Source organism: Kitasatospora sp. NPDC051984, assembly GCF_044593455.1.
Lineage (GTDB): Bacteria > Actinomycetota > Actinomycetes > Streptomycetales > Streptomycetaceae > Kitasatospora.
Map to the genome: position 1 here is coordinate 38,964 of NZ_JBIUCB010000012.1, position 16,557 is coordinate 55,520.

Annotated in this window: 17 protein-coding genes; 13 read left to right on the forward strand and 4 right to left on the reverse strand. The window is 72.0% G+C overall.

The features are described 5' to 3' along the window. Positions 1 to 18: 18 nt before the first annotated feature. The 7 genes from pstC to ACIHEI_RS22965 all read left to right on the forward strand — a co-directional run bounded on the left by pstC (position 19) and on the right by ACIHEI_RS22965 (position 7,204). Entirely contained in the window at positions 19 to 1,029 is a 1,011-nt protein-coding gene (pstC, locus tag ACIHEI_RS22935) for a phosphate ABC transporter permease subunit PstC (RefSeq protein WP_396607889.1), read from the forward strand. Positions 1,030 to 1,043: 14 nt separating this feature from the next. Beyond that, on the forward strand, positions 1,044 to 2,222 hold the full coding sequence (gene pstA / locus ACIHEI_RS22940) for a phosphate ABC transporter permease PstA (protein WP_396607890.1): 1,179 nt from the start codon (positions 1,044 to 1,046) through the stop codon (positions 2,220 to 2,222). Positions 2,223 to 2,254: 32 nt separating this feature from the next. Further along, entirely contained in the window at positions 2,255 to 3,934 is a 1,680-nt protein-coding gene (locus ACIHEI_RS22945; protein ID WP_396607891.1) for a substrate-binding domain-containing protein, read from the forward strand. Positions 3,935 to 3,999: 65 nt separating this feature from the next. Then, entirely contained in the window at positions 4,000 to 4,881 is an 882-nt protein-coding gene (locus tag ACIHEI_RS22950; protein ID WP_392952539.1) for a sortase domain-bontaining protein, read from the forward strand. Between the two features lie 98 nt (positions 4,882 to 4,979). Further along, on the forward strand, positions 4,980 to 5,855 hold the full coding sequence (locus ACIHEI_RS22955; RefSeq protein WP_392952542.1) for a phosphate ABC transporter ATP-binding protein: 876 nt from the start codon (positions 4,980 to 4,982) through the stop codon (positions 5,853 to 5,855). A 179-nt stretch (positions 5,856 to 6,034) separates the two neighbouring features. Further along, complete coding sequence (locus tag ACIHEI_RS22960; protein WP_387642579.1) at positions 6,035 to 6,586, forward strand: YceI family protein; 552 nt, start codon at positions 6,035 to 6,037, stop codon at positions 6,584 to 6,586. Positions 6,587 to 6,772: 186 nt separating this feature from the next. Continuing rightward, complete coding sequence (locus ACIHEI_RS22965) at positions 6,773 to 7,204, forward strand: SsgA family sporulation/cell division regulator (RefSeq protein WP_387863221.1); 432 nt, start codon at positions 6,773 to 6,775, stop codon at positions 7,202 to 7,204. Positions 7,205 to 7,594: 390 nt separating this feature from the next. On the opposite strand, the gene ACIHEI_RS22970 is transcribed toward ACIHEI_RS22965, so the two are convergent. The 3 genes from ACIHEI_RS22970 to ACIHEI_RS22980 all read right to left on the reverse strand — a co-directional run bounded on the left by ACIHEI_RS22970 (position 7,595) and on the right by ACIHEI_RS22980 (position 9,241). Continuing rightward, the gene (locus tag ACIHEI_RS22970; protein ID WP_396607892.1) at positions 7,595 to 7,897 is read right to left on the reverse strand and encodes a hypothetical protein; all 303 of its coding nucleotides are present in this window, start codon (positions 7,895 to 7,897) and stop codon (positions 7,595 to 7,597) included. 361 nt (positions 7,898 to 8,258) lie between these two features. Beyond that, entirely contained in the window at positions 8,259 to 8,552 is a 294-nt protein-coding gene (locus ACIHEI_RS22975; protein ID WP_396607893.1) for a hypothetical protein, read from the reverse strand. A 158-nt stretch (positions 8,553 to 8,710) separates the two neighbouring features. Then, positions 8,711 to 9,241, reverse strand: a complete 531-nt coding sequence (locus ACIHEI_RS22980; RefSeq protein WP_396607894.1) for a hypothetical protein — start codon at positions 9,239 to 9,241, stop codon at positions 8,711 to 8,713. Between the two features lie 235 nt (positions 9,242 to 9,476). Between ACIHEI_RS22980 and ACIHEI_RS22985 the strand changes: the two genes are divergently transcribed. From ACIHEI_RS22985 to ACIHEI_RS22995, 3 genes are all read left to right on the forward strand, one after another. Then, a complete protein-coding gene (locus ACIHEI_RS22985; protein WP_396607895.1) occupies positions 9,477 to 9,851 on the forward strand; it encodes a hypothetical protein in 375 nt (124 codons plus the stop codon). A gap of 135 nt (positions 9,852 to 9,986) precedes the next feature. Beyond that, on the forward strand, positions 9,987 to 11,120 hold the full coding sequence (locus ACIHEI_RS22990) for a PLP-dependent cysteine synthase family protein (RefSeq protein ID WP_396607896.1): 1,134 nt from the start codon (positions 9,987 to 9,989) through the stop codon (positions 11,118 to 11,120). Continuing rightward, positions 11,117 to 12,430, forward strand: a complete 1,314-nt coding sequence (locus tag ACIHEI_RS22995) for an MFS transporter (RefSeq protein ID WP_396607897.1) — start codon at positions 11,117 to 11,119, stop codon at positions 12,428 to 12,430. The genes ACIHEI_RS22990 and ACIHEI_RS22995 overlap by 4 nt, the downstream gene beginning before the upstream one ends. A 104-nt stretch (positions 12,431 to 12,534) precedes the next feature. Here the strand turns inward: ACIHEI_RS22995 and ACIHEI_RS23000 are convergent, their stop codons facing one another. Then, complete coding sequence (locus ACIHEI_RS23000; RefSeq protein WP_396607898.1) at positions 12,535 to 12,807, reverse strand: hypothetical protein; 273 nt, start codon at positions 12,805 to 12,807, stop codon at positions 12,535 to 12,537. 244 nt (positions 12,808 to 13,051) lie between these two features. On the opposite strand from ACIHEI_RS23000, the gene ACIHEI_RS23005 reads away from it, so the two are divergent. The 3 genes from ACIHEI_RS23005 to ACIHEI_RS23015 all read left to right on the forward strand — a co-directional run bounded on the left by ACIHEI_RS23005 (position 13,052) and on the right by ACIHEI_RS23015 (position 16,364). After that, a complete protein-coding gene (locus ACIHEI_RS23005) occupies positions 13,052 to 14,074 on the forward strand; it encodes an ArsR/SmtB family transcription factor (protein WP_396607899.1) in 1,023 nt (340 codons plus the stop codon). Positions 14,075 to 14,249: 175 nt separating this feature from the next. Continuing rightward, complete coding sequence (locus ACIHEI_RS23010) at positions 14,250 to 14,801, forward strand: hypothetical protein (RefSeq protein WP_396607900.1); 552 nt, start codon at positions 14,250 to 14,252, stop codon at positions 14,799 to 14,801. Positions 14,802 to 14,930: 129 nt separating this feature from the next. Next, the gene (locus ACIHEI_RS23015; protein WP_396607901.1) at positions 14,931 to 16,364 is read left to right on the forward strand and encodes a dihydrolipoyl dehydrogenase family protein; all 1,434 of its coding nucleotides are present in this window, start codon (positions 14,931 to 14,933) and stop codon (positions 16,362 to 16,364) included. Positions 16,365 to 16,557: the final 193 nt, after the last annotated feature.

Below are 16,557 nucleotides of genomic sequence, written 5' to 3' on the forward strand. Positions count from 1 at the left end.
GCGCGGAGAGTTGACACCATGACCGCCGCCGTCCAGCCGACGGAAACCCGCGTCCCACCACCCGACGCCGACCGGCCCCGGCCGATCAGCGCCCCCGCCTCGCCCGCCGACCGGGCCTTCCGCGGCCTGCTGCGCGCCGCCGGCCTGTCCGTGTTGGCGCTGATGGGCCTGATCGCGTTCTTCCTGCTGCTGCGCGGCACAGAGGCGCTGGACGCCGTCGGCTGGTCCTTCCTCACCGAGCAGCGCTGGCGCACCGCCGCACACTCCTTCGGCATCGCCGCGGTGCTGCCCGACGGCATCCTGATCGCCGTGATCGCGCTGTGCATCGCGGTACCGGTCGCGCTCACCGCCGCGCTGTTCATCTCCGAGTACGCGCCCGTCCGGCTGCGGCCGATGCTGATCTCGCTGGTCGACCTGATGGCCGCCGTCCCCAGCATCGTCTACGGCCTGTGGGGCCTGTTCTTCCTCCAGCCGCGGATCGTCGGCCTGTGCCGCTGGCTGGCCGTCCACCTCGGCGGGGCGCTGCCGTTCCTGGAGGTGCGCACCGGCGACATCGCCACCTCCTACACCTCGTCCACGTTCATCGCCGGCACCGTGGTCTCCCTGATGATCATCCCGATCATCACCTCGCTCAGCCGCGAGGTGTTCTCACAGGCCCCCGCCGGTGAACGCGAGGGCGCGTACGCGCTCGGCTCCACCCGCTGGGGCATGGTCCGCACCGTGGTGCTGCCGTTCGGACGCGGCGGCGTGATCGGCGCCGTGATGCTCGGCTTCGGCCGCGCGATGGGCGAGACCATCGCCGTCGCGCTGATCATCTCGCCGGTGTTCCGGCTCTCCTGGCACGTCCTGGAGAACGGCGGCAACTCGATCTCCTCACTGATCGCCCTGCGCTTCAGCGAGTCCGACACCCTCTCGCTGTCCGCGCTGATGGCCGCCGGACTGGTGCTCTTCGCCCTCACCCTGATGGTCAACGTGGCCGCCGGGTTCATCATCAGCCGGTCCCGGTCCGGCGCCTCGACCTCGGACTGACCGGAGGGCCGACAATGACAACAATCGGTGCACAGAACACAATTGATGACCCGTCAGATTCGGGAGAACAGCAGCGGATCCGCCTCGGCGGCGTCACCCGCGAGGAAGTCCTCACCATGGTGGGCGCCGGCGCCGGCTCGCTCGCCCTGGACTGGCTGCTGTACGAGCGCATCCTGCCGTTCAGTGGCGCGTTCGGCTTCCTGCTCTGCTGGTACCTGCTGTTCCTCGCCCTCTACGCGATCGCCGGACGCCTCCAATGGGACGCCCTGACGGTCCGCGAACGCCTCGCCACCGCGCTCGCCTGGAGCTCCGGCCTGCTGGTGCTCGCCCTCATCGGCGACCAGATCGGCTACGTGGCTTACCGGGGAGTGGACGCCGCCCGGCACCTCAACTTCTTCACCGAGACCATGCGGAGCACCGCCGCACTCGACCCGATCACCTCCGGCGGCTGCCTGCACGCCGTGGTCGGCTCGCTCGAACAGCTCGGCATGGCCACCCTGTTCTCGGTGCCGCTCGGCGTCCTCACCGCGGTCTTCCTGGTCGAGGCCGGCCAGACCCGGCGCGGCGCCCGCCTGGTCAAGCCCGTCCGGGTGCTGGTCGAGGCGATGACCGCGCTGCCGTCGATCGTCGCCGGACTGTTCGTCCTCGGCGTGGTCGTCCTCACCCTCGGCGTGGAGAAGAGCGGCTTCGCGGCGTCCCTCGCGCTCACCGTGATGATGATGCCGATCGTCACCCGCGCCGCCGAGGTCGTCGTCAGGCTCGTCCCCGGCACCCTCAAGGAGGCGTCCTACGCGCTCGGCGCCAGCCAGTGGCGCACCGTGTGGCACGTGGTGCTGCCCACCGCCCGGCCCGGACTGACCACCGCCGTCGTGCTCGGCATGGCCCGCGGCGTCGGCGAGACCAGCCCGGTGCTGCTCACCGCCGGCTTCACCACCCGGCTCAACCTGGACGCCTTCCACGGCAACCAGACCAGCCTGCCGCTGTTCGTCTGGAACTACATCAAGCAGCCCTACCCCGACATGGTGGCCCGGGCGTTCGCCGCCGGACTCACCCTGATGGCCGTGGTGCTGATCCTGTTCGTCACCGCCCGCATCCTCGGCCGGCACCGCACCCCGACCGACCGGCGCACCCGCCGCCCGCTGCGCCGGGCTCGCGCTGATGCGTCCAACTCGCTTGTACAGGCGGCGAACTGATGACCCCTCAGCTGAGAAGGAAGACCCGTCCCGTGCGACTCCGTCACCTGACGTCGGCGCTGCTCGCCGCCGCGCTCGCCCTGCCCGCCGCACTGCTCGGCGCGACACCCGCGTATGCCTCCACCTCGCTCAAGGCGGACGGCTCCAGCTGGGCCGGGCCGGCCATCGACCAGTGGCGGCGCGACGTCCAACCGATGGGCATCGAGATCGACTTCACCGGCAACGGCTCGGCCGCCGGCCGCGTCCAGTGGTCGATCGGCCAGGACGACTTCACCGCCTCCGACGTGCCGTTCCGATCCAAGCCCGACAGCGGCGTCAACGGCGGCGGGGCCAGCAACGGCCAGGGGCAGGCGGAGAACCCGGTGTACGCCTACTCGTACGTGCCGATCACCGCCGGTGGCACCGCGCTGATGTACCACCTGGAGGTCGGCGGCAAGCGGGTCAACGACCTGCGGCTGTCCCCGGACACCATCGTCGACATCTTCACCAACAAGATCACCTCCTGGGACGACCCGAAGATCACCGCCGACTACGGCCGCGCCCTGCCGAAGATCCCGATCACCCCGGTGGTGCGCTCCGACGGCTCCGGTGCCAGCGCCCAGTTCACCCGCTGGATGGAACACACCCACAAGGGCCAGTGGGACGCCTACTGCACCCAGGTCAACGGCGTCAGCTGCGGCGACTACACCGAGTTCTTCCCCGCCGCCGGCCGGATGACCGCGCAGAACGGCTCCGACGTGGTGGCGAACTACGTCCAGTCGCCGACCGGCATCGGCGCGATCGGCTACGACGAGTACGCGTTCGCCAAGCGCAGCGGCTGGCCCGTCGTCAAGGTGCTCAACCCGGCCGGGTACTACACCCTGCCGACCGCGTCGAACGTCGCCGTCGCGCTGACCGCCGCGAAGATCCGCGGCGTGGACGACAACACCTCCACCAGCGACCCCGACTACCTGCAGCAGAACCTCGACGGCGTCTACACCAACAACGACCCGCGCTCCTACCCGATCTCCTCCTACAGCTACCTGATCGTGCCGCGGGCCGGCACCTCGATGCCCGTGACGCCGAAGTTCAACGACGCGAAGGGCAGCGCGCTCAGCCGCTACCTGGCGTACGTGCTGTGCGGCGGCCAGCACGAGGCCGACGACCTCGGCTACTCGCCGATCCCGCGCAACCTGGTGCGCGGCGGACTCCTGCAGACCCAGCACATTCCCGGCAACGCCAGCCCCGTCGATCCGAACACCCTCTCCAACTGCCCCAACCCGACCTTCGATTCGGGCGGCCAGCTGATCGTGCTGAAGAACGCCGCGCAGCCCAGCCCCTGCGACAAGAAGGGCAGCCCGCTGGACTGCACCGTGCAGAACGGCCAGGCCGTGAACACCGGTGGCGGCAAGAAGTCCGGTGGCGGCAACGGCGGTTCGGGCACGGGGGACAACGGCGGCGGCGCCGGCGCCGGCTCGGGTGATGCCGGGGCCGGCGGTGGGACCGGAACGCAGGCCGTCGATCCACAGACCGGCGAGATCGTCGACAACTCCGGCTCCGGTGGCGGAAGTTCGAGCGGCAACGCACCCGGGACGGTGGTCGCGCTCGGCGGGCGCCCGCAGGACTGGCTGCTGTCCACCCTCACCGCGCTCGAGCTGCTCGGCGTGGTGACCGTCCCGCCGCTGCTGGCCGCGTGGTGGCGTCGCCGCAACTCCACGGCGGGGACCCGGTGAGCTTCGTGACCGCCGCAACAGACCTGGCACCCCGTCCCGTTGGCACCGCACCCGAGGAGAACGGGATGACCGCGACCGCCGTGGAGCGGCCCCCCATGTCGCCCTCCAAGACCGGTAGTTCCACTGCGCCCGGCCGCGGGCGACGGCGGCTGCTGGCCGTCGCCTGGTCGGTGACACTCGCCGCCGTGCTGCTGCTCGGCTTCGTCGGCTACCTGTTCGCGCTCTCCGGACTGCAGGAGGCGCGCCACCAGACCACCGCCTACGCCACCCTGCGCGACCAGCTCGGCAAGGCCACCGCGCCCACCGGGCCGACCACCGACGGTGCGCCGGTGGCCGTACTGGACATCCCGGCGCTCGGCCTGCACCAGGCCGTCGTGGTCGAGGGCACCGGCGGCCGCGACCTGATGCGCGGCCCCGGCCACCGCCGCGACACCGTACTGCCCGGACAGCCCGGCGTGGCCGTACTGTTCGGCCGCTCCACCGCGTTCGGCGCCCCGTTCGCCGGACTCGCCGGGCTGCACGTCGGCGACGGCATCGACATCACCACCGGCCAGGGCACCTTCCACTACACCGTCAACACGTCCGGCGACGGCGACCACCCGATCCGGGACACCGCGCCCAACCGGCTGGTCCTCGTCACCGGGGACTCCGACTGGATCCCCACCAGCACCGTGCTGATCGGCGCCCGCCTCGACGGCGAGCCCGAGGCGCTCGGCGCCCGCCGCCCCGCCGCCGCACCCACGGACAAGGCGCTGGCCGCCGACAAGGGCGCCCTGTCAGCCCTCCAACTCTGGTCGCTGGCCCTGCTGCTGTCCGTCGTCGGCGCCGGAGTGACGGCCCGGTACTGGCGGCGCAGCGCGACCTACCTGTGCTTCGCGCCGGTCGCCGCCGCGCTGCTGTGGGCGGTGTACGAGAACGCCGCCGCGCTGCTGCCCAACGTCTACTGACCCCGCTGCTTTCCCCGTTCTGCCGCTCGTACTGCCGCTCGTTCTGCCGCTTGTACTGCCGCTTGTACTGCCGTTTGCCGGAGAGGACCCGTCCGCCCATGACCGAGACCGCACAACCGTCGTACGACGCAGCCGAGTTGGTGAAGGACCCGACCGATCCGCCGACCGTTCCGCTGCCCGCCGTCGCTCCCTCGGGGACGCTCTCCGGACTCGAGACCCGCGACCTGACCGCCTGGTTCGGGCAGCGCAAGGTGCTGGAGCGGGTCTCGTTGCAGATGCGGGCCGGCGAGATCACCGCGCTGATCGGACCGTCCGGCTGCGGCAAGTCCACCTACCTGCGGATCCTCAACCGGATGCACGAGATGGTGCGCGGCGCGGCACTGGCCGGCGAGGTGCTGCTCGACGGCGAGGACGTGTACGCCACCGGCCGCCGTCCCGCCGAGGTCCGGCGCCGGATCGGCATGGTGTTCCAGCGGCCCAACCCGTTCCCTGCAATGTCGTTGTACGACAACGTGATCAGCGGGCTGAAGCTGGCCGGCATCAAGGCGAGCCGCGACGAACGCGACCACCTGGTGGAGTCCAGCCTGCGCCAGGCCGGCCTCTGGACCGAGGTCAGCAACCGCCTCGGCACCCCCGGCGGCGCACTCTCCGGCGGCCAGCAGCAACGCCTGTGCATCGCCCGCTCGCTGGCCGTCTCCCCGGACATCCTGCTGATGGACGAACCCTGCTCCGCCCTCGACCCGACCTCCACCCGCCGCATCGAGGAGACCATCGCCGAGCTGCGCCACCGCCTGACCATCGTCATCGTCACCCACAACATGCAGCAGGCGCAGCGGGTTTCGCAGTCCTGCGCGTTCTTCCTCGCCTCCCACGACACCCCCGGCCGGATCGTCGAAGCGGGCCCCACCGAGCGCCTGTTCACCGACCCCGCAGACCCGCGCACCGCGGACTACGTCAACGGCCGCTTCGGCTGAGCCCTTACCGCTTGCGCCGCTCCGGCCCGGATGACGGTGTGTCACATCCTGGCCGGGCGGCGCGAACGCCTAGCGTGGACGGGGCGACCGTTGATGTAGACCGCGGTGCACCTGCCGGAGTCACCTCGTCAAGTCGCCGCGTCACCACGTCTTCACCGTCACTGAGGAGAGCGCAGACCATGACCGTCAGCCTGCCCGAGCTCACCGGGGACTACGTCCTCGACCCCGCCCACACCCGGATCGGCTTCGTCGCCCGACACGCCATGGTCACCAAAGTGCGCGGCGCCTTCCACCAGTTCGAGGGCACCGCGCACCTGGACGGCGCCGACCCCTCGCGCTCCACCGGCGAGTTGGTCATCAAGGCCGCCAGCATCGACACCGGCGTCGAGCAGCGCGACCAGCACCTGCGCACCAACGACTTCCTCGACGCGCCGAACTTCCCCGACATCACCTTCCGCACCACCTCCGTCGAGAAGAAGTCCGACACCGACTACCGGGTCACCGGCAACCTCACCATCAAGGACACCACCCGCCCGGTCACCATCGACTTCGAGTACACCGGCAACGCGGTCGACCCGTACGGCAACCTGCGGGTCGGCCTGGAGGGCTCGGTGACCATCAGCCGCAAGGACTACGGCGTCACCTGGAACGCCGCCCTGGAGGGCGGCGGCGTACTGGTCGGCGACAAGGTGGTGCTCGAGTTCGACGTCTCCGCCATCAAGCAGAAGTAGCGACTCGTCAACCTCCGTTGACCTGCCGCAGCGGGAAACCGCTTTCCCGCTGCGGCCGGTGACCCGGCCCCAACCCTCGGACGACCTGCCCGCGCCGTACCATGTGGACCCGCCCGTCCATCGGACGCATACAACACCCCACCCGGGGAAGGCGGTTGCGGACATCGGAACGAGGAGACCCGCCTGATGCGCACGTGCGTCGAACGCCACCTGCCCGTCCACGTGTTCGGCCCGACCGGGGGACGCCGCACCATGATCTGCGGCTACCACCCCCGCGACCCGTACGCCGTCCGGCTCACCTTCCCCGACGGCGCCCCCGACGGCGGCGTCACCTGGCTCATCGCCCGCGACCTCCTCGCCGCCGGCCTGGCCGGCCCCGCCGGCAACGGCGCCGTCCGCATCCGCCCCTGGCCCAACGGCCGCCTCCGCCTGGCCTTCCGCGGCACCGACGGCACCCGCGCCACCGTCCTCGCCCCCACCGCCCCCCTCACCGAATTCCTCACCGCCACCCACACCCTCGTCCCCCCGGGCACCGAACCCACCCACCAGCCGGCCCCCTCCGACCCGTCCCCCCTCTTCCCCGACCGGCAGCAGCCCCTGACGCCGGACCACCCGTGACGAGTTGCCTCGTCCGAACGACCGCTCCTGGCGAAGTGCACCGCGTCCGCCGCTCCGGCCAGCCATTCCAGCAACTCGGCCCGCAGGCTGCACGCCTCGTCGTAGAACACGTCGCGGACCTCCATTCGAGGGTCCGACAGGAGAGCGGCGACGACGGAGACGGCCGCGGCGGTCGAGCTGTACACCGTGTTCTGGTGGAGGACCAGCGAGGACAGGTCGCGCACCGCGCGCCGCCGGGCGGTGGGGTTCTGGGCCAGGAGCTGGGACAGGATCGTCTCGGTGCGTGGCGCCTCAGGCTCGTCGGGGCAGCAGTGGTCCAGCGGAACCCAGTTGATGCTGGCCAACAGTGCCTGCGCACCCACCCCCGACCCCGCACGGCGACGCGTCACGCTATTTGCGAACCGGGTCGATTACGACGAGCAGAAGAACGAGCGCCCCCACGCAGACGGCGAAGCAGGCGAGGACGACACCGATCATGCCGAGTGCCGTGGCCCGCGTGGACAGGTTCTGCTTGACGATCGCGGCGTTGCCGAAGGCGCCGACCGCGGCGACGGCCGCGCCGAACGGGCCGGCGATGAAGATCGTGGCGAAGGGGAGGAGGATGAGGGCGACCTGCCAGCCCTTCATGTAGGTGAAGAGGCCGACCTTGGCGGTGCGGTTGTTGGGTGGGGGGAAGGTGGGCTGATTGGCCATGGGGACTCACTTTCGGGCGCCCTGGCTGGAGCGTTGGTGGCTGAGGGGGCGGTCGGCCGGTGACCGGGCCTGACGGGTGGTCGGAGGGCGTTGTCGAGAAGGTCGGACGGCGCGCAACCTGCCGGTCAGGCGCGGTGGTTGAAGACGCGGGCCGTGTCCTGGAAGGCCGGCGTGAAACGGCCGACGTCCGCGGCTCGGGTCGCCAGCGCCGGGCCCCCGGACGCCGTCACCTCCGCGAGCGCCGACTACAGGGCCTCGCGTGCGGCGGTGACATCCGAATCAGCCGCCCGCACCCCACCAGCTCACCGCCGTCCGGCTCGGCGACCGCGCTTCTTCCGCGACCTGCGCCGGGGGCGTCGCGTCACTTGCCGATCGCGGCGGCTATCAGTGCGGCCGCCACCAGGAAGACGACTCCGCTGGCGAGGACGACGCCGATCATGCTGAGGGCCTTGACCGGCGTGGACAGGTTCGTCTTGGCGATCGCGGCGTTGCTGAGTGCGCCGATGGCGCCGATGGCTCCGCCGATCGCGCCGCCGGCGAAGAGCAGGGCGAGGGGGATGAGGGTGAGGGCGAGCTGCCAGCCGTTGAGGTGACCGAAGCGGCCGCCGTTGGCGCTGGAGTCGTTGAGCGGGGTGAGCATGGGCTGCTTGGTCATGGGGGGTCGCTTTCGGGGGCGTTGGGGAAGGGCGGCCCCGCGCGGGCGACGGCTCCGGGGTGGTGTCCCGGCGGGCGTTCGGGTGCCCTGGCGGGAGCGTTGGTGGATGAGGGTAGCAGCCGGGGTGGTTGCGGTGGTTGCCGAGGGGAACGCCCAATTCACGGGCGGAGGTTGATGAAGACTCGGGCCGCGTCCTGGAGGGCCGCCGTGAAGCGGTCGATGTCGGCGGCGCGGGTGAAGAGCGCAGGCGTGACTCGGACGCAGTCGCCGCCGGTGGGGCCGCCGCGGCGGACGGTGAAGATGCGGTGGCGGTCCATCAGGTAGCGGGCGAGGGCCTCGTTGTCGGCCGGGGAGGTGCGCCCGGCGATCCGGAACGAGGTGATCGCGCCGTACATCGCCGGGTCGTCGGGGGTGAGGATCTGGACGTTGCCCAGGGTCCGGGCGGGTGCGACCCAGCGGTCGCGGAGGTGGCGCAGGCGGGCTTGTTTGGCGGGGGCCGCGCCGAGAGCGTGGTGGAAGTCGAGGGCGGCGGGCAGGGTGAGGACGGTGGCGGCGTCCAGGGTGCCGTTGCGGAGGCGGGAGCGGAGCTCGTCGGGTGGTAGGTCTCGTCGGCGAAGGCCCGGTCGATGTCGTCGAGGCGTTCGCGGCGGACGTGGAGGAAGCCGAGGCCGAGCGGCGCGCCGATCCACTTGTGCGGGCTGACGGCGGCGAAGTCCGCGCCGAGGTCCGGGCGGTGAAGGTAGCGCGGGCGCCGTTCCGGAGCGGGCTTCGTCCCCCGTGCGGGTGATGCCGCAACGGGGCCCGACGTCAACGCTGTTCGAACCCGGGGCCGTTGCGGCTGCGGGCGAAAGCGGACGGCGCGGGCGTCGAATCGCACACGTCCTCACGGCAGCTTTACGTGTCTGGTCGGGTACGTTCGGTGACGTGACGGAACGGTTCGGTGGGCGACGCGAGTGGAGGCTCCTGTGCGTCGTCGCCGTGCTGTCCGCGCTGCTCCACCTGCTGGTCTGTGCGCACGGCCCGTTCACCGGCATCTCGCCCAGCGCGGACTCGGTGCCGAGCGCGGCGGCGCACTGCCCGTCGCCGTCGGATCGGCCCGACGGTCCGTCGCACCAGGAGGAGTGCCAGGGGGCCGACCAGCCGGCGATGGCGGACCAGCACGAGACGGGTCCCCATGCCGCCTCGGTCGCGCTGCCCGCCCCGGCGCCGCGCATCGCGGCGGCTCAACCGCCGTACGTACGCGCCGCGGTGGACCGCGGCGGCACCACGAGAGCGGCACTGGGCAGCTGGCGGACCTGACAGGGCCCGCCGTCGCGGCATGCCGCCGTGCCCCTGGCAGGCACCCGGCGCCGTGACGGCCGCGCGCACCCCGCCCGCCCGTCACCGCAGCGGTCTGCCTCCTTCCGGATCGGCGGACCGCAGGAGAGCCCTGCCATGACCCACGCCGTCGCACGCCCCGAAGTCCCCGCCACCCCCGCCCAGTTGATCGCCGCCGCGGCCCGGCCCGCCCACACGCCCGCCGGCCTGGTCGGTAACACGCCGATGCTGTGGATCGGCGAGCCCTTCACCACTCCGGGCCGCGGCTTCTGGGCGAAACTCGAAGGCCGCAACCCCGGCGGCATCAAGGACCGCCCGGCCCTGCACATGGTCCGCGCCGCCCGCGAACGCGGCGAACTGCGGCCCGGAGCCCGGATCGTGGAGTCCACCTCCGGCACTCTCGGCCTGGGCCTCGCGCTGGCCGGAGTCACCTACGGCCACCCCGTCACCGTCGTCACCGACCCAAACATCGAACCCCTGATGACCGGAATGCTCGCTGCCCACGGCGCCGAGGTCGTCGTCGTGAACACCCCGCACCCGCAAGGCGGTTGGCAGCAGGCCCGGCGCGACAGGGTCGGCGAACTGCTCGCCGCCCACCCCGGCTCCTGGTGCCCCGACCAGTACAACAACCCCGACAACGTCACCGCCTACCGCCCGCTCGCCCACGAGCTCATCGCCCAACTCGGCCGCATCGACGCCCTGGTGGTCAGCGTCGGCACCGGCGGCCACTCGGCCGGCATCGCGGGCGTCCTGCGGAGCTACTTCCCCCGGCTGCGCGTGGTCGGCGTGGACGCCACCGGCTCCACCATCTTCGGCCAGCCCGCCACCACCCGCCTGATGCGCGGCCTCGGCAGCAGCATCCACCCCCGCAACGTCGACCACCGGCTCTTCGACGAGGTCCACTGGGTCGCCGCCCGCGAAGCCGTCTGGGCCGCCCGCGCCCTCGCCATCTCCCGTTACGCCAGCGGCGGTTGGAGCGTCGGCGCGGTCGCCCTCGTCGCCCGCTGGCTCGCCGCCACCAGCGCACCCGAGACCCGGATCGCCGCGATCTTCCCCGACGGCCCCCAGCGCTACATCGGCACCGTCTTCAACGACGACTACTGCCGCACCCGCGGCCTGCTCGGCCACCGACCGCCCGAGCACCCCGACGAGATCGGCCACCCCCGCGAACGCGCCGTCACCCGCTGGACCCGCTGCAGGACCGTCCTCAACCCCCTTGCCGCGCAGCCCGGTTCGGAGGCCTCCCGATGAAGACGCTCTGGCAGCAGACCCGCCGCTTCAGCCCCACCGCCCGGCTGCTGATGGCCAACCAGTTCGCCATCAACCTCGCCTTCTACATGCTGATGCCCTACCTGGCCACCCACCTCGCCGACGACCTCCAACTCGCCGCCTGGACCGTCGGGTTGGTCCTCGGCGTCCGCAACCTCTCCCAGCAGGGCATGTTCCTGATCGGCGGCACCATCGCCGACCGCTACGGCTACCGCGCCCCCATCATCGCCGGATGCCTGCTGCGCACCGCCGGATTCGCGCTGCTCGGCTGGGCCGACTCGGTGCCCGCCCTGCTCGCCGCCTCCGCCGCCACCGGCTTCGCCGGCGCCCTGTTCAACCCGGCCGTCCGCGCCTACCTGGCCGCCGAGGTCGGCGAGCACCGGGTCGACGCCTTCGCCACCTTCAACGTCTACTACCAGGCCGGCATGCTGCTCGGCCCACTCGTCGGGCTCGCTCTGCTCACCGCCGACTTCGCCGCCGTCTGCACCGTCGCGGCCGCGATCTTCGCCGCCCTGTCGCTGCTCCAGTGGCGTGCCCTGCCGCCCCGCCGACGTTCCCCGGCTGAAGTCGTCCCAGCGGAAAGCGTGTTGGCGCAGTGGCGGACCGTCGTCTCCAACCGGCCCTTCCTGCTGTTCTCCGCCGCGATGATCGGCTCGTACGTGCTGACCTTCCAGGTCTACCTCGCCCTGCCGCTGGCCGCCGACCTGATGCTGGGCAGCGACGGCACCAAGGCCACCACCGGACTGTTCATCGTCTCCGCCGCCGTCGCGGTCGCCGGACAACTGCGCCTGACCGGCTGGGCCAAACGCACCTGGACGCCGTCGCAGGCCCTGGTCCGCGGACTCGCCGCGATGGGGCTGGCGTTCGTCCCGCTCGCCCTGCTGCCCCGGCACGCCGGCTGGGCGGGCACGGCCCTTCAACTCGCCACGCTCACCGCCGCGGTGGCGGTGCTCGCGGCGGCCGGCGCCGTGGTCTACCCCTTCGAGATGGACACCGTCGTCACGCTCTCCGGCAACCGCCTCGTCGCCACCCACTACGGCCTCTACAACACCGTGTCGGGGCTCGGCATCACCCTCGGCAACCTCGCCACCGGCGCCCTCTGGGACCACTCCGCGCAACACGGCACTCTCTTCGTCCCCTGGCTGACCCTGGCCGCCACCGGCCTGCTCTGCGGCCTCGCCGTCCACCACCTCGCCCGCACCGGCCGCCTCGACCGAGCCCCGGCGGGCCCGGAACCGGCGCCGACCGGGCAGGCCGGAGGGCCGAACTGCCGTGCAGCCGAGCGAAATTGACAAACTGTCGTGCGCGACGTAGAGGCGTCGCGGATCGCCGACGTCTCTACGTCACGCACGCCCGAGGCCGCCCCGTGCCGGCCTCGGGCGCGTCCTGCGTTCGATCAGCTGGCGTAGACCATGCCGGCAAAAAGGCCGCCCTCGGGGACGCACTTGTAGTCCTTCACGTTGGACGCCTTCATGAAGAACGCGCGGCGGTTGTCGCAGGTCGACTTGGCCGAGTAGTACTCGCCGGTGTGCTGCCAGGTGTACACGGCCTGGACGGCGGACCCCGACGAGGCGGGGGAGGGCGTGGCTGCCATGGCCGGCCCGGCCGCGGCTCCCAGGGCGAGCGCGGCACCGACAGCGGTGGCAGCGAGAGCACGACGAATACGCATGATTGCCTCCATAGGTGGTTTCTCGAGTCAGGCGGCCCTTCGGCCCGGGGACCCGCCGGTTTCTCGCGCCCCCCGGCCCGCCGCCCTCGGGATCCATCCTGGCGGTGTCGGTGGGTGCGGCCCCACCCCTTTCGGTCCTCGCCGAAATGCCCTGGGGGGAGGCCTACTTGATGCATTCGCGGGTGACCGGAGACGATGGAAGCCGGGAAGGTGGGCGTCCGAACAGAACCCGGGAGGGCCTCACGTGCTGCGCATCCACTTCACCCCGGAGGATCTCGCCCGGACCCGGATAGCGACGACGTGGGGCCCGCTCGGCGAGACGTTCCTCGCGCTGACGACTCTGCACCAGCCGCACGGCACGGCGATGTTCGGCGCATGGCGGCAGGAGGTCCACGCCCGTTCCCCCTCCCTCGTCCATCCGGCCTCGTCCCTCTTCCGGGAAACCGTCCTGGACCTGTTCACCGTCACCGGCGCCGCATCGTCCGTCGAGGAGGGGATCGAGGCGCTGCGGGCGGCTCCGGCGGAGCTCCTGCGTGACGAACTCGAAGGGGCCGACGAGGCCCGGGCCCGTTTCTCGCGCTGCAAGGGCCCCTGGGCGGGTGTGACGTGGGGCGACATCGCGTACGACCGGGGGGACCGTGAGGAGCTACTGGTGTTCCTCCGTGACGTGCACCGCATCGCCGTGGCCCCCCACTGGCAGCGAATCCTGTCCCGCCTGCGGGCCGAGCAGACCACCCACGCGCTCAGGCTCGCGCAGGACGGGCCCGAGGCGATGTTCGCCGGCCTGCCGCCGGAGTTCCGCTGGAAGCCGCCGACGCTGGAGATCGGCAGAGGAGCGGTCACGGGCACCGTCGACCTGAAGGGGCGCGGCCTGCTGCTGGTCCCGTCCGCGTTCTGCCGGACCAGGCCGATCAGCTACGCGGACGTGCGTGACGAACAGGCGCCTGTCCTGCTGTTCCTCCCGGTCATGCGCGGTGTCTCCGATGCTGCCGCGCTGCTGACGACGGCCCGGCACGGGATCGACAGCGCCTTGTCCGCACTCCTGGGCCGCACCCGGGCCCAGGTCCTGCACGCCATCGGCGACGGCCCGTGCACCACCGGCAAGCTCGCCGAGCGCATCCGCGCGTCGCTGCCCACCGCGAGCGAGCACGCCTCCGTCCTCCGCAAGGCGGACCTGATCACCACCACCAGACGCGGCAGCGCCGTCCTGCACGCTCTCACCCCGCTCGGCAGCGCCCTGCTCAACGGCCGGCACTTCCGGACTTGATCACCCGGCGCCCCGGTCCAGTGGGTCTGCGTGCCAACTCCCGCCGGGCCAGGTAGCCGTACCGGCGTGACCTGAAGCCGTGGGGCGACCCGTAGTACAGTCCGCCGAAACGATCACCATGGGGGGACTTATGGCAAAGGCGCGGCGCAGACGGATCGCGTGGTGGCTGAGGGGCTTGGCGTTGGTGTCGGCCCTGGTGTACCTGCCGGGACTTCACGCCTCGTACTCGGGTGGGCTGGTGGAGGTCGAGCGCTGGCTCAACCACCCGATGCTGCTGGGTGGGATCGCGGTCGCGCTGTTCGTGGTCTCGCTGGTGGTCGAGCTGGAGTTCCGCACCTGGGTGTCGCAAGTCGGCTGCGCGGTCGGGTTGGTGGCGCTCCTCTTCGTCGGACTGCCGTTCGCCTGGCTGGTGTTCATCTTCGGCGGGGACGGGCTGGACGTCACCCGGCAGCCCGGCTCGGAGCACCCGGACCAGGTGCTGGCGGTCACCAACGTCGCTGCCTCGATCGACCCGATCTACCAGGTGCAGGTGCTGACCGGCAGCGGCTGGTCCGCCCGCCACTGGGATCTCGGGGTGTGGGACGAACGCGACGGGCGCGGCTGGTTCAAGGGCGCCGAGTGGTCCGGGCCGAACCAGATCACGGTGACGTCGGAGAAGGAGATCGCGGTCTTCACCCTGGACCCCGTCAGCGGTCGGCCGGGCGAGCCGGTAACAACGAAGCGGTAGTTCACTTGGCCACGTTGGCCACGTTGGCGCCGTCGCGCAAAGCTCGTGGTGTACGAATGGGCTTGCGGTGCGTCGTCGGACGCCCCGGACCATGCGACACGGACGACGAAGGCGGGAGGGCGGCTGCTGATGGGTACGGACGGCGACAGCTACGACCTGGTGGTGCTCGGAGCGGGGCCGACGGGCGAGAACCTGGCGGATCGGGCGCGGGCCGGTGGGCTGAGCGTGGCGATCGTCGAGAGTGAACTCGTCGGCGGGGAATGCTCGTACTGGGCGTGCATGCCCAGCAAGGCGCTGCTGCGCCCGGTCGCCGCGCTCGCGGACGCCCGGCGGCTGGCCGGGACGCGGGAGGCCGTCGGCGGGGAGCTCGACGCGGGGGCGGTGCTGAAGCGGCGCGACGACTTCGCCTCGCACTGGCACGACGACGGGCAGGTCGCCTGGTTGACCTCCGTCGGCATCGACCTGGTCCGCGGACACGGCCGGCTGGACGGCGAGCGGCGCGTCACCGTCGAGACCCCCGAGGGCGGTTCGCGCACCCTCACCGCGCGCCATGCCGTCGCCGTCTGCACCGGGACGAGGGCCGCGCTGCCGAAGCTTCCCGGGCTGGCCGAGGCCAAGGTGTGGACCAGCCGGGAGGCCACCTCCGCGAGTAGCGTGCCCGGACGGCTCGCGGTGGTCGGCGGCGGTGTCGTCGCGGTCGAAATGGCCACCGCCTGGCGGGCGTTGGGCAGCGAGGTCACGCTGCTGGTGCGCGGCAGCAGGCTGCTCGACCGGACCGAGGACTTCGCCGGACAGCTGGTCTCCGACGGGCTGCGGGAGGCCGGGGTGGACGTCCGGCTCGGCGTCTCCACCACCGCCGTGCACCGCGCCGAGGACGGCACGCTCACCCTCGACCTCTCCGACGGCACCCGACTCCCCGCCGACGAAGCCCTGTTCGCCACCGGACGCGTCCCCAACACCGGCGACCTCGGCCTGGACACCGTCGGTCTCACCCCCGGCCACTGGATCACCACCGACGACACCGGCCTGGCCACCGACGTCCCCGGCGGCTGGCTGTACGCCGCCGGCGACGTCAACCACCGTGCCCTGCTCACCCACCAGGGCAAGTACCAGGGCCGGATCTTCGGCCAGGTGATCGCCGACCGCGCCGCCGACCGCCCCCTCGACCTCGCGCCCTGGGGCCGCAGCGTCGCCACCGCCGACCACACCGCCGTCCCGCAGGTCGTCTTCACCGACCCCGAGGTCGCCGCAGTCGGGCTGTCCCGGCGCCAGGCCGAGGACGCGGGCCTGCGGGTGCGCGCCGTCGACTACGAACTCGGCAACGTGGCCGGCGCCTCGCTGTACGCCGACGGCTACCGGGGCCGCGCCCGCGCCGTCGTCGACCTCGACAAGGAAACCCTGGTCGGCATCACCTTCGTCGGCCCCGGCGTCGCCGAACTCCTGCACTCCGCGACCATCGCCATCGCCGGCGAAGTCCCGCTCGCCCGGCTCTGGCACGCCGTCCCCGCCTACCCGACGATCAGCGAGGTGTGGCTGCGCCTGCTGGAGACGTACCGGGGCTGAGCCTCAGGGGCGGAACGTACCGGGGCTGGGCCTCAGGGGCGGAACGTACCGGGGCTGAGGCCGGAACGGTCGGACGCGGCGGGCGAGGTGACGGGAGGATTTCGCGCCATTGCGGTGGCACGACGTCCCGTCACAATCGCCCGCCGCCCCGTTGATCGCGCCGCCCTCGGTGTGTGAGCGTGGCGGGAGCGGG

Coding starts and splice junctions, on each gene's coding strand:
- pstA (WP_396607890.1), top strand. CDS start 1,044: ATGACAACAATCGGTGCACAGAACACAATTGATGACCCGTCAGATTCG.
- ACIHEI_RS22970 (WP_396607892.1), bottom strand. CDS start 7,897: ATGGCCAATCAGCCCACCTTCCCCCCACCCAACAACCGCACCGCCAAG.
- ACIHEI_RS22950 (WP_392952539.1), top strand. CDS start 4,000: ATGACCGCGACCGCCGTGGAGCGGCCCCCCATGTCGCCCTCCAAGACC.
- ACIHEI_RS22975 (WP_396607893.1), bottom strand. CDS start 8,552: ATGACCAAGCAGCCCATGCTCACCCCGCTCAACGACTCCAGCGCCAAC.
- ACIHEI_RS23015 (WP_396607901.1), top strand. CDS start 14,931: ATGGGTACGGACGGCGACAGCTACGACCTGGTGGTGCTCGGAGCGGGG.
- ACIHEI_RS22960 (WP_387642579.1), top strand. CDS start 6,035: ATGACCGTCAGCCTGCCCGAGCTCACCGGGGACTACGTCCTCGACCCC.
- pstC (WP_396607889.1), top strand. CDS start 19: ATGACCGCCGCCGTCCAGCCGACGGAAACCCGCGTCCCACCACCCGAC.
- ACIHEI_RS22955 (WP_392952542.1), top strand. CDS start 4,980: ATGACCGAGACCGCACAACCGTCGTACGACGCAGCCGAGTTGGTGAAG.
- ACIHEI_RS22995 (WP_396607897.1), top strand. CDS start 11,117: ATGAAGACGCTCTGGCAGCAGACCCGCCGCTTCAGCCCCACCGCCCGG.
- ACIHEI_RS22965 (WP_387863221.1), top strand. CDS start 6,773: ATGCGCACGTGCGTCGAACGCCACCTGCCCGTCCACGTGTTCGGCCCG.
- ACIHEI_RS22990 (WP_396607896.1), top strand. CDS start 9,987: ATGACCCACGCCGTCGCACGCCCCGAAGTCCCCGCCACCCCCGCCCAG.
- ACIHEI_RS23000 (WP_396607898.1), bottom strand. CDS start 12,807: ATGCGTATTCGTCGTGCTCTCGCTGCCACCGCTGTCGGTGCCGCGCTC.